We start from the raw sequence: 12190 nt of genomic DNA on the forward strand, positions 1-12190 counted from the left end.
GAACGCAGCCAGCATGACCGAGTTCAGCACCCGCGCCGTCCACGCCGGCCAGGAGCCCGACGGCCCCACCGGCGCCGTCATCCCGCCGATCCACCTGACGTCCACCTACGTGCAGGACGGCATCGGCGGGATGCGGAACGGCTACGAGTACTCCCGTGCCGGCAACCCGACGCGCGACTCCCTGCAGACGCTGCTCGCCGACCTGGACGGCGGCGTGGCCGCGTACTCCTTCGCTTCCGGTCTCGCCGCCGAGGACGCCCTGCTCCGGGCGGCGCTCCGTCCCGGGGCCCGCGTCGTGATGGGGAACGACGTGTACGGCGGGACCCACCGTCTGGTCAGCCGACTGCACGTGCCGTGGGGCGTCGAGCTCGTCGTCGTCGACATGAGCGAGCTCGACCAGGTCCGGGCCGCGCTGCAGGGCGCCCCCGAGGACACCGTGCTCTGGGTCGAGACGCCGACCAACCCGCTCATGAAGATCGCCGACATCGCCGGACTCGCGACCCTCGGGCACGAGGCCGGTGCACTCGTCGTCGTGGACAACACCTTCGCGTCGCCGTACCTGCAGCAGCCGCTGTCGCTCGGTGCCGACGTCGTCGTGTACTCGACGACGAAGTACCTGGGTGGCCACTCCGACGTCGTCGGTGGGGCCGTCGTACTCGCCGACCAGGAGCTCGCGGCGAAGGTGCAGTTCCTGCAGTTCGGCGCCGGTGCGATCTCGTCGCCGTTCGACGCCTTCCTGACCACCCGCGGCATCAAGACCCTGGCGGTCCGGATGGAGCGGCACTCCACGAACGCGCAGGCCGTCGCCGAGGGGCTCGTCGCAGCGCCGGGCATCGAGCGCGTCTACTACCCGGGGCTCGCCGACCACCCGGGGCACGACATCGCCGCCCGCCAGATGCGCGGGTTCGGCGGGATGCTGTCCGTCGCACTGTCCGGCGGCCCGGACGCTGCCCGGCGCTTCGCGGAGTCCACGGAGCTGTTCGCGCTGGCCGAGTCGCTCGGGGGAGTGGAGTCGCTCATCGGGTACCCGAGCGAGATGACGCACGCCTCGGTGAAGGGCACGGAGCTCGCGGTGCCCGAGAACGTGGTGCGCCTGTCCGTCGGCATCGAGGACGCGGGCGACCTGATCGCGGACCTGCAGCAGGCGCTGACGCGCTGACGCGGACCTGCAGCACGCGCTGACGCGCATCGCGCGTGGTCCGCGCCCCGCGACGTCGGCGGTGTCGCCCCTCGCCCCTACGATGAGCGGGTGAGCACCACGGCGACGAGGACGGGCCTGCTGAGCGGGCGGTACGCCCTCGCGACGATCGGCATGGTCGCCATCGTGGGCGTCGCGGCGTTCCAGAACCTGGCGATGACGACGATCATGCCGGTGATCAGTCGCGACCTGGACGGCGAGGCCCTGTACGCCCTGGCCTTCGCGGCACCGCTCGCGGCCGGGGTGCCCGGCATGGTGCTCGCCGGCAACTGGACCGACCGCGCGGGCGGCCGGATCGTCGCCTGGGTCTCCGCGCTGCTGTTCGCCGTCGGGACCGCCGTGGTCATGCTCGCGCCGACGATGGAGGTCTTCCTCGTCGGTCGACTGGTCGAGGGCTTCGGTGCCGGCTCGATCGACGTCGTGCTGTACGTGCTCGTCGCCCGGATCTTCCCCGCCGAGCTGCACGGACCGGTGTTCGCCGGGTTCGCGGCCGCGTGGGTGGTCCCGGCGCTCATCGGCCCGGCGATCGCCGGCATCGTCACCGACACCTGGAACTGGCACTGGGTCTTCGCGGGGGCGCTCGTGATCGCCGTGGGTGCGTTCACCGTGCTCGTGCCGACGCTTGGGCGGCTGCAGGCACCGGCGGTCGAGCTGCGACCGCCGTGGCAGCGGATCCGGATCGGGTGGTCGGTCGCCGCGGCCGTGTCGATCCTGCTGCTGAACGTCGCGCCGGACCTGACCCCGCGGGGGATGGTGGCCGCGGTCGTGGTCGGCCTGGTCGGGACGTGGTTCGCGCTGCGCCCGCTGCTGCCGACCGGCACCTTCCGCGCCGCCGCGGGCCTGCCCTCGGTGGTGCTGCTGCGCGGGCTCGTGGCGGCGTCGTTCTTCGGCAGCGAGGCGTACGTGCCGTTCCTGCTGCAGGCGAAGCACGGCCTGTCCGCTTCGGCTGCGGGGCTCGCGCTGACCGTCGCCGCGCTCAGCTGGGCGGCGTCGAGTTGGGCGCACGGTCGGCTGGGGGAGCAGCGCTTGACCGCACGTCGGACCTTCGGTGTCGGACTCGTGCTCGTCCTGGTGAGCCTGCTGGCGGCCTTCGCGGTGGCGACGCTCGACCTGCCGTGGTGGGTGCTCGTCGCCGGCTGGTTCGTCGGCGGCGCGGGCATGGGGGCGATCTACCCGCGGACGTCGATGCTCACCCTGCGGTTCTCGGGCGAGGGCGACGACGGCTTCGCGAGCTCGGCGCTCACCATCGCCGACGCCGCGGGCAGCGTCATCGGCCTGGCGGTCACCGGGCTGCTGTTCACCGCGACCGGCGGCGCCGAGGGCACGGTGTCCTTCCCGCTGGTCTTCGCGGCGATGATCTGCTTCGCCGCACTGGCGATCGCCGCGGTCCGGCGGCTCGGACCCGTCCCCGTCCCCGCGCCGGTGTCGTCGGCGTCGTCGGACCGCGCAGCCGGGTAGCGTGGCAGACCGGACCGAAGAGGAGACACCCGTGGTGCGCATCGTCGCTGCAGCCGTCATCCTGACGGCCGCCCTCGCGTTGGCCGGCTGCCAGGGCACGACGTCCGCTGCGCCCACGCCGGTGCAGAGCACGGACCTGACCAGCTCCGACGGCGGGTTCGACAAGCAGGCCGTCATCGGCGTCGTGCTGGTCGACGACGACGCGGCCCTGGGCGAGGACCTGCGGACCGGCCTGTCCGATGCCGGGTTCCGTCCCGACGTCCGGGTCGCACCCGCGTCCGGTGCGGCGGCGTCCCAGCGGACCGCGGTCGCCCAGCTCGTCCGCAAGGGCGCCAAGGCCCTGCTCGTGCACGCGGCTCGGCCGTCCGCGCTCACCGGGGTGATCCAGACCGCGCACGACGCCGGTGTCGTGGTGGTGTCCCTGGGCGATCCGCTGCCGGCGAGCGGTACCGGCGGCGACGGTGTGTCGGCCGACTACCGGGTGCCCGCAGCGGCGGACGACGCGGACCTGGCGGCCACCGCGGTCGAGGTCGTGCAGTCGTTGCAGCGCGGCGAGAAGCCGGAGACCGAACCGAGCGACGGCGACTCGACCGACGCCGAGTGAGCCGAGGCGAGCCGCGCCACCAGGCCGGTCAGCGCCGTGCCACCAGGCGGCTCAGCTCAGCTCCACCAGGCCGGGAACGACAGCGTGATCGTCTCGACCAGCGCCTTCCGCGACCGTCGGGGTCCGGCGAGCCACGCCTCGATCGCTCCGACGAAGCCCTGCGCGACGTAGCCGGCGGCCACGTCGTCGAGGAGCTCCGGGCGGCGGTCGGCGTCGAGTTCGCGGATGTGCAGGGCACTCGACTCGGTGAAGTGGCCCACGAGCAGCCGGTGCAGTGACGCGTCGTTCGGGTCCGGCAGTGCCTTGGCGTAGATGTCGCGGTGGGTGGTCACGTGCTCGACGACCGCGTTGATGCCCCGCCGTGTGATGGTCGCGAGCTCGGCCGCGTCGGCTCCGCGGGCGGCTGCGGCCCGTCGGTCGTCGGCGTCGTCCTGCCGGATGCGGTCGAGCTCCGGCGTCAGCACGTCGGCGAGCAGCGATCCGGGGGAGACCGCGTGCGAGTAGAACGTCGCGCGGTTGATGCCGGCGGCACGGGTGACGTCCGCGACGGTGATCTCGGAGACGGGGCGGTCGGCCGCCAGTCGCAGGATCGCTTCGCGCAGGGCGGCGGTCGTGTGCAGGATCCGGGCATCCACCATGACGCCCACCCCCTTCTGATCCGGTTCACCCGGAGGCCCCCGAGCAGTCCGACGGTACCGCATGGCACGGGATCGGCACGCGGACGGCGGGTGGCAACACGCGGGCAATCCGAGCCGACGGCGTCGGGAGCGCTCCTGCGGCCCGTAGGATGGTTCCGCGGACGAATCGATTCGATCGACGCCGCGATCACCTCCCCGCCCCTCACCGCCGAAGGACTCCTGCTCGTGACCGCGCCCGCCACCACCGGTTCGCTCCGGGTCGTCCTGCACCCCGGAGACTCACTCTCCCGTGGGCAGCGACTCGTCTACGTCTTCGTCCTGGGCGCCCTGACGGCGCTCGGGCCGTTCACGATCGACCTGTACCTGCCGGCGTTCCCGGCCATCAAGGAACAGTTCGGCGTCACCGACGGCGCCGTGCAGCTGACGCTCACGGCGACGACGCTCGGGTTCGCGTTCGGGCAGCTGCTCGTCGGCCCGTGGAGCGACAAGGTCGGCCGCCGGCTGCCGCTCATCATCGCGACGACCGTGCACATCGCCGCGTCGATCGGCGCGGCGACCGCTCCTGACATCGAGCTCCTCGCGGTGTTCCGCGTGCTCCAGGGCATGGGCGCGGCCGCCGGCGGTGTCGTCGCGATGGCCACCGTCCGCGACCTGTTCGGCGGCAAGCCGCTCGTCCGGATGCTGTCCCGCCTGGCGATGGTGAACGGGCTGGCGCCGATCCTCGCGCCGCTCATCGGCTCGCAGATGCTCCAGTTCACCAGCTGGCACGGCATCTTCGTGTTCCTCGCCTGCTACGGCCTGGCCGTGGTGATCGCGTCGATCCTGCTCATCGTCGAGACCCTGCCCCCGGCCCGTCGCCGCGAGGCCGGCCACTCCACGATCGGTCAGCGGTACAAGGCGCTGTTCTCCGACCGGATCTTCGTGGGGGTCGCGCTCATCGGGGCGATGGTGTTCAGCGGGTTGTTCTCGTACCTCAGCTCGTCGCCGTTCCTGTTCCAGGGCGTCTACGGACTCGACGCCCAGCAGTACGGACTGCTCTTCGCGGTGAACTCGGTGGGCGTCGTCCTCGGTGTGCAGATCTCCGCGCGGTTGGCGCAGCGCGTCGGGCCGCAGTGGATCCTGGCGTGCTCGACGGCGACCCTGTTCCTGGCGTCGATCGCGATCATCGTGCTCGACCAGCTCGGTGCGGGACTCGTGGGCGTGCTCGTGCCCCTGTGGTTCTTCATCGCGGCGTGCGGGTTCTCGTTCCCCCTCGTCCAGGTCATCGGCCTGGCCGCGCACGGCAAGGAGGCCGGGACGGCGGCGTCGCTGCTCGGCGCCCTGAACTTCGGTGTCGCCGGCCTGATCTCGCCGATCGTCGGTTGGCTCGGCATCACCACCGCGACCCCGATGGCGATCGTGATGGCCTCGACCTCGGTGATGGCCATCCTGATCCTGTGGTTCGTGGTGCGGCCCCGGACGGTCCCCGAGCTCACGCACTGACGCGTTCTCCACAGCTGCCCGGATCAGCCGGACAGCGGCCCCCGCGCGTCCATAGGCTGTGCCCATGAGCGACGCGGTGGAGCAGGCACGGGCAGCGGCCGAGGCCGCCAGGCAGGCAGCGGACGAGGCACGCCGGCTGGCCGACGAAGCCGTGCAGCGGGCCGAGGAGCTCGCCGCCGCACTCGCCGGACAGGAGGCCCGGCTCGCCCCCGACGCGGAGCCCGCCTCCGCCACCCCACCGGCTCCAGAGCCCACCACCGCAGGACCCACCGCAGCCGTCCCGGACGACGCGACGGCGGCTCCCGACGCGGCCGTCCCGGTACCGGCGGACGCCCCGGCGGCCGGCACCGCGCCTCCCGGCAGTGGCGCAGCCCCGCTCGGGCCGGACGCCGTCGCCGCGATCCGCACCGGCTACACCGTCGAGGGGCAGGCGCTCGAACTCGGTGCGCTGGTGAACGGCGAGGCGCAGCCCGACGTCCAGGTCCGCATCCCGCTCGGCATGCTGAACCGGCACGGGCTGGTCGCCGGCGCGACCGGTACCGGCAAGACCCGCACGCTGCAGGTCCTCGCCGAACAGATCGCGGCGAACGGCGTGCCGGTCTTCGCGGCCGACATCAAGGGCGACTTGTCCGGGCTCGCGGTGGTCGGGCAGGGGAACGAGAAGCTGCTCGCGCGCACCGCGGGCATCGGCCAGCAGTGGCAGGGCGTCGCGAGCCAGGCGGAGCTCTTCTCGCTCGGTGGTCAGGGCGCGGGCGTGCCGATCCGCGCGACGGTGTCCGGGTTCGGGCCGTTGCTGCTGTCGAAGGTGCTCGGCCTGAACGACACCCAGGAGTCCTCGCTCGGACTGGTGTTCCACTACGCCGAGCAGGCCGGGTTGCCGCTCGTCGACCTGGCCGACCTGCGGAGCGTGCTGACGTTCCTGGTGGGCGACCAGGGCAAGGGCGAGCTCGCCGAGCTCGGTGGTCTGTCGAAGCAGACCGCCGGGGTGATCCTGCGCGAGCTCATCACGTTCGCCGACAAGGGTGCCGACCAGTTCTTCGGCGAGCCCGAGATCGACACGCAGGTGTTCCTGCGCACGGCGGCGGACGGCCGGGGGATCGTGAGCCTGCTCGAGGTCCCGGGCGTGCAGGACCAGCCCGAGGTCTTCTCGACGTTCCTGATGTGGCTCTTGGCCGACCTGTTCAACGAACTGCCAGAGGTGGGCGACCAGGACAAACCCAAGCTGGTGTTCTTCTTCGACGAGGCGCACCTGCTGTTCAGCGGGGCGTCGAAGGACTTCACGGACCAGATCGTGCGGACCGTGCGGTTGATCCGGTCGAAGGGCGTCGGGATCTTCTTCGTGACCCAGACCCCGAAGGACGTGCCGAACGACGTCCTGGCGCAGCTCGGGTCGCGCATCCAGCACCAGCTGCGGGCGCACACCCCCGACGACGCGAAGGCGCTCCGGGCGACGGTGTCGACCTACCCGTCGAGCGACTACGACCTGGGCGAGGTGCTGACCTCGCTGGCGACCGGCGAGGCGATCGTCACCGTCATGAACGAGAAGGGTGCGCCGACGCCGGTCGCGTGGACCCGGTTGCGCGCGCCGCAGGGGTCGATGGACCCGATGCCCGCCGCCGAGATGCTGTCGCGGGTGCAGGCATCGCCGTTGCTCGCGACGTACGGCACCCGGGTGGATCCGGACTCGGCGCACGAGATGCTCGCGCGCCGGATGGAGGCAGCTGCTGCCGAGGCCGCGGCGGCGGACGCGCAGAAGGACGCAGCCATCGCGGCGGCCGAGGCCGAGAAGGAAGCCGCGCGTGCTGCGGCGACCGCGGCCAAGGAAACCGCGGCGCAGGCCAAGCAGGAGGAACGCGAGCGGGCTGCTGCGCAGAAGGAGTACGAGCGGACGCAGCGCGAGTTCGAGAAGGCCGAGCGGGCTGCGGCGTCGCGGCGTTCGGGCCGGTCGGGGCGGAGCACGCGGACGACGACCTCACGGAAGGCGGACGACCCGCTGTCGGACCTGCTCGGGTCACGGCTCGGCGGCACGATCGCGAAGGAGGTCGTGCAGGGGATCTTCTCGACGCTGCGCCGACGTCGGTGACGTCCAGCGGCTCCGAGCGTCAGCGACCGAGCAGGCCGGTGAACTCGACGACGAGCAGACCCAGGACGACGAGTGCTGCCACGCCCCCGACGAGCAGGTAGGCCGGCCGCTGTTCGTACCAGGCGCGGCTCGAGGGGTAGCGCTTCGCGAAGACCCGGGCCGAGACCGGACGTGCCTCTTCCGTCACCTGGACGCCCAGGGCGTCGACGACCTGGGCGAGCCCGTCGTCGCCCCACACGTCGGCACGGATGCGGAACAGGTGCGCACCCGTCGCGTCGAACGCCACGAGTTCGCGCATGGTGCGGTCGACCGAGCTGCCGTAGGTGGTGGCGAGCACCAGACTGTGCACGCGGTTGCGGGGGATCCGACGGTGCGCGGTGACCACGCCCCGGATCGTCAGGCCGTCAGGGTCGATGCCGATGTACGCCGTGCTCAGTCGGACGAACACGACGCCCACGAGGACCGCCAGCGCGACGACCACGGTCGCGACCATCGCCCACGTCCGGAACGGGAACGACACCCAGACCAGGGCGACGGCGAGCGGCACGGCCGAGAACACGATGCTCAGCGCAGTCGAACGGACCAGGGACCGGCGGGGGCGGAGGACGACGTCGTACACGGTGGCACGCAGGTGCGGCGTCGCTGGCACCGTCATGTCCCCCATGCGCGTCTCCTGAACCCTCGGGTCTCCCGGGCACGCCGAATCGGCCGCCCTGCGAGCGACGCCCCTGCCGCTCGATGCACCGCGGTCGACTCGTCCCGGAGTCGTCCGCTCCGGCAAGCATAGGTGCACGACGGGGACCGGGGACAGCCCGTTCCACCCCGGATCGGCGTTTGACGGCCAGTCCTTGGCGAACAGGGGACAGGTGGGTCCGCCGCGTGGGGGACCAGCCGGCGCGATCACGACGCGCGCCGCCCGGAACGACGAAGGCCCCGCACTCGGTGCGGGGCCTTGCTGGCGGAGAATGGGGGATTCGAACCCCCGAGGGCTTGCACCCAACACGCTTTCCAAGCGTGCGCCATAGGCCACTAGGCGAATTCTCCTTGTGCTGTCTCGCGACGGCGACACCCAATGGTACAGGTTCCCGGGGGTGCTCACGACCGTGTGTCGTCGAGGCCCGTGCTCCCAGTTGTCGTGACATGTCCGGCGACTACCCTGGGGCGCGTGTCGACCCGCATCTACATCACGTCAGCAGAAGGGCACACGGGCAAGAGCACCGTCGCCCTCGGTGTCCTCGAGACCCTCGCGCGCTCCGTCGGCCGCGTCGGCGTGTTCCGCCCCGTCGCCCGCTCGGTCGCCGAACCCGACTACGTGCTCGAACTGCTGCTGCAGCACACCGCGGTCGGGATCTCGTACGACGACGCCGTGGGGGTCACCTACGACGACGTCCACGCGGATCCGGACGCAGCGCTCGGCACCATCGTGAACCGCTTCGCCCAGGTGGAGCGGCAGTGCGACGCGGTGGTCGTGCTCGGGTCCGACTACACCGACGTCGGCAGCCCAACCGAGCTGTCGTTCAACGCGAAGGTCGCCGCGAACCTCGGTGCCCCGGTACTCCTCGTCCTCGGTGGTCGTGACGCAGCCGAGCGCGGTGCCCGCACGCCCGAGGGGATGGCGCAGGTCGCGGACGTCACGACGAGCGAGCTGCGAGCGGCACACGCGCAGCTGTTCGGTGTCGTCGTGAACCGCGCCGACCCAGAGGCCCTCGCCGCGATCGTGGCGAGTGTCGAGCGGGCCGTGCACGACGACCACCCGGACGTGCCCGTGTGGGCGATCCCGGAGGACCGCGTCCTCGTCGCCCCGACCGTCCGTGCGCTGCTGCAGGCGACCGACGCGACCCTGGTGCGCGGGGACGACGCCCTGCTCGACCGCGAGGCGCTCGGTACCGTCGTCGCCGGCATGAGCATGGAGAACGTCCTGCCCCGCCTGATCGAGGGCGGCATCGTCGTGGTCCCGGGCGACCGCAGCGACGTCCTCATCGCGACCCTGCTGGCGAACCAATCGGACACGTTCCCGAGCCTGGCCGGCGTGATCCTGAACGGCGGGTTCGAGACCGCACCGCAGATCTCCCGGCTGCTCGAGGGCCTGTCGAGCTCGCTGCCGATCGCGCAGAACGACCTGGGCACGTACGACACCGCCCTCCGCATCACGCAGACCCGCGGGCGCCTGGCGGCGGACTCGCCCCGCAAGGCCGACCTCGCGCTCTCCCTGTTCGAGCAGCACGTCGACGCCGAGTCCCTGCGCGACCGCCTGCAGCTCACGCCGTCCGGCGTCGTCACGCCGCTCATGTTCGAGCACGGCCTGCTCGACCGGGCACGGGGCTACGGCAAGCACATCGTGCTGCCCGAGGGCGAGGACGACCGCATCCTCCGCGCGGCGTCGACGCTGCTCGCCCGCCAGGTCTGCGAGCTGACGATCCTCGGCGACCCCGCCGCGATCCGCACCCGCGCGACCGAGCTCGGACTCGACCTCGACGCCGCCCAGCTCGTGTCGCCGTTCGACCCCGAGCTCCGCGAACGCTTCGCCGAGGAGTACACCCGCCTCAGGGCGCACAAGGGCATGTCGATCGAGCTCGCGCGCGACACCGTCACCGACGTCTCGTACTTCGGCACGATGATGGTGCAGCTCGGACTCGCCGACGGCATGGTCTCCGGTGCGAAGCACACCACCGCGCACACCATCCGGCCGTCCTTCGAGATCATCAAGACCCGTCCGGACACCTCGATCGTGTCGAGCGTGTTCCTGATGGCGCTCGCCGACCGGGTCCTGGTCTACGGCGACTGCGCGGTGATCCCGGACCCGACGAGCGAGCAGCTCGCCGACATCGCGATCTCGTCGGCCGAGACGGCGACCCAGTTCGGCATCGACCCCCGCGTCGCGATGCTCAGTTACTCGACCGGCGACAGCGGCACCGGCGCCGACGTCGACAAGGTCCGCGCCGGTACCGCCTTCGTGCGCGAACGCCGCCCTGACCTGCTCGTCGAGGGCCCGATCCAGTACGACGCCGCTGCCGACCCGACGGTCGCGAGCACGAAGATGCCGGACTCTCCGGTGGCCGGCAAGGCGACCGTCTTCATCTTCCCGGACCTCAACACGGGCAACAACACCTACAAGGCCGTGCAGCGCTCCGCCGGTGCGGTCGCCATCGGGCCCGTCCTGCAGGGACTGCGCAAGCCGATCAACGACCTCTCCCGCGGCGCCCTCGTCAGCGACATCGTGAACACCGTCGCGATCACCGCGATCCAGGCCGGCACCGCGTCCGACGCGGCCTGACCTGCGCGACGCACACCGCGCCTCCCGTCCGGCCGACCAGGCCATGAGCAGAAAGCGACACCACCCGTGACCGCAGCCCTCGTCGTGAACTCCGGATCGAGTTCGTTCAAGTACCAGCTCATCGAACTCGAGGGGGAGCGCACGCTCGCCTCCGGGCTCGTGGAACGCATCGGCGAGTCGGCCGGCGCGTGGAAGCACACCAACGCGCTGACGGGGGAGTCGTCGTCGAACGACGCAGCGTCCGTGCCGGACCACGCCGCCGGGTTCCAGGCAATGATCGATGCGTTCGCCAAGGTCGGTCCGTCGTTCGAGGAACACCCGCCGGCCGTCGTCGGCCACCGCGTCGTGCACGGCGGCACCACCTTCGACCGCGCGACCGTGGTGACGGACGACGTCGAACGACAGATCGAGGCGCTCAACAGCCTCGCGCCGCTGCACAACCCGGCGAACCTCGAGGGGATCCGGGCCGCGAAGCAGGTGTTCTCCGACGTGCCGCACGTCGCCGTGTTCGACACCGCGTTCCACCAGACCATGCCGCCGCACGCCTACACCTACGCGATCCCGGCCGACCTGGCGTCGAAGTACTCCATCCGCCGCTACGGCATGCACGGCACGAGCCACAAGTACGTCTCCGAGCAGGCCGCGGTCTTCCTCGACCGCCCGCTGTCCGAGCTGAAGACCATCGTGCTGCACCTGGGCAACGGTGCCTCGGCCGCAGCGATCGACGGTGGGAAGTCGATCGAGACATCGATGGGCCTTACGCCACTCGAGGGCCTCGTCATGGGCACCCGCTCCGGCGACCTCGACCCCGCCGTCCTGCTGCACCTGCACCGCGAGGCCGGGCTGTCCTTCGACGAGCTCGACACCATGCTCAACAAGCAGTCCGGGCTGCTCGGCCTGACCGGCAACGGCGACATGCGCGACGTCCAGGACGCCGCCCTCAACGGCGACGAGGTCGCCGAAGCGGCGCTCGCCGTGTACCGCCACCGCATCCGTCGCTACGTCGGCGCCTACACGGCGCAGCTCGGCGGGCTCGACGCGTTGGTCTTCACCGCCGGCGTCGGCGAGAACAACGCGCTGCTGCGCCGGCGCGTGCTCGCCGGGCTCGAGCACCTGGGCATCGAGATCGACGCGGACCGCAACGAGCTGGGATCCCGGGAGGCCCGGGTCATCTCCACGGACACGTCACGTGTCGCGGTGCTCGTGATCCCGACGAACGAGGAACTGGAGATCGCCCGACAGTCGGCTGCGGTCGCGCTCTGACGCGCTGCGCGGTGCGCTGCGCGGCCTGGTGCCAGCACGGTGCGGCCTGCGTGGGCTGGTGCGGGGTTGGTGGCTGGGTGCGCGCTTGTAGCGCGGCACGGAGCGTGCAAGTTCGCACGGGGTGTCGAGGTGCGCACGGTGCGGACGGGAGGCGCGGGGCGGGCTGGCGCCGTGCCTCCCGTCCGGCGCT

9 protein-coding genes and 1 tRNA gene are annotated in these 12190 nt (G+C 71.8%); 7 read left to right on the forward strand and 3 right to left on the reverse strand.

All coding sequences use genetic code 11. The features are described 5' to 3' along the window. Positions 1-13: 13 nt before the first annotated feature. From EDF51_RS11885 to EDF51_RS11895, 3 genes are all read left to right on the forward strand, one after another. Entirely contained in the window at positions 14-1159 is a 1146-nt protein-coding gene (locus tag EDF51_RS11885) for a cystathionine gamma-synthase (RefSeq protein WP_131879265.1), read from the forward strand. Between the two features lie 90 nt (positions 1160-1249). Beyond that, positions 1250-2656: an MFS transporter gene (locus EDF51_RS11890; protein ID WP_131879263.1), complete on the forward strand. Its 1407-nt coding sequence runs from the start codon at positions 1250-1252 to the stop codon at positions 2654-2656. 31 nt (positions 2657-2687) lie between these two features. Beyond that, positions 2688-3260 (forward strand): substrate-binding domain-containing protein, encoded by a 573-nt coding sequence (locus tag EDF51_RS11895; protein WP_165932355.1) that lies wholly within the window; start codon positions 2688-2690, stop codon positions 3258-3260. Between the two features lie 56 nt (positions 3261-3316). Here EDF51_RS11895 and EDF51_RS11900 read toward each other — a convergent pair whose 3' ends face one another. Then, positions 3317-3898 (reverse strand): TetR/AcrR family transcriptional regulator, encoded by a 582-nt coding sequence (locus tag EDF51_RS11900; RefSeq protein WP_159573139.1) that lies wholly within the window; start codon positions 3896-3898, stop codon positions 3317-3319. A 225-nt stretch (positions 3899-4123) separates the two neighbouring features. Between EDF51_RS11900 and EDF51_RS11905 the strand changes: the two genes are divergently transcribed. Beyond that, positions 4124-5380, forward strand: a complete 1257-nt coding sequence (locus EDF51_RS11905; protein ID WP_134194986.1) for a multidrug effflux MFS transporter — start codon at positions 4124-4126, stop codon at positions 5378-5380. Between the two features lie 64 nt (positions 5381-5444). Next, positions 5445-7463: a helicase HerA-like domain-containing protein gene (locus EDF51_RS11910; RefSeq protein WP_134194987.1), complete on the forward strand. Its 2019-nt coding sequence runs from the start codon at positions 5445-5447 to the stop codon at positions 7461-7463. Positions 7464-7482: 19 nt separating this feature from the next. On the opposite strand, the gene EDF51_RS11915 is transcribed toward EDF51_RS11910, so the two are convergent. Further along, complete coding sequence (locus EDF51_RS11915) at positions 7483-8127, reverse strand: hypothetical protein (protein WP_134194989.1); 645 nt, start codon at positions 8125-8127, stop codon at positions 7483-7485. 292 nt (positions 8128-8419) lie between these two features. Next, positions 8420-8507, reverse strand: a tRNA-Ser gene (locus EDF51_RS11920). 121 nt (positions 8508-8628) lie between these two features. Here EDF51_RS11920 and pta point away from each other — a divergent pair. Both pta and EDF51_RS11930 read left to right on the forward strand, forming a co-directional pair. After that, a complete protein-coding gene (pta, locus tag EDF51_RS11925; RefSeq protein ID WP_134194991.1) occupies positions 8629-10737 on the forward strand; it encodes a phosphate acetyltransferase in 2109 nt (702 codons plus the stop codon). A gap of 66 nt (positions 10738-10803) precedes the next feature. Beyond that, positions 10804-12000 carry an acetate kinase gene (locus tag EDF51_RS11930; RefSeq protein ID WP_134194993.1) on the forward strand — a complete coding sequence of 399 codons (1197 nt, stop codon included), beginning with the start codon at positions 10804-10806 and terminating at the stop codon, positions 11998-12000. Positions 12001-12190: the final 190 nt, after the last annotated feature.

The organism is Curtobacterium sp. PhB25, from assembly GCF_004365375.1.
GTDB lineage: Bacteria > Actinomycetota > Actinomycetes > Actinomycetales > Microbacteriaceae > Curtobacterium.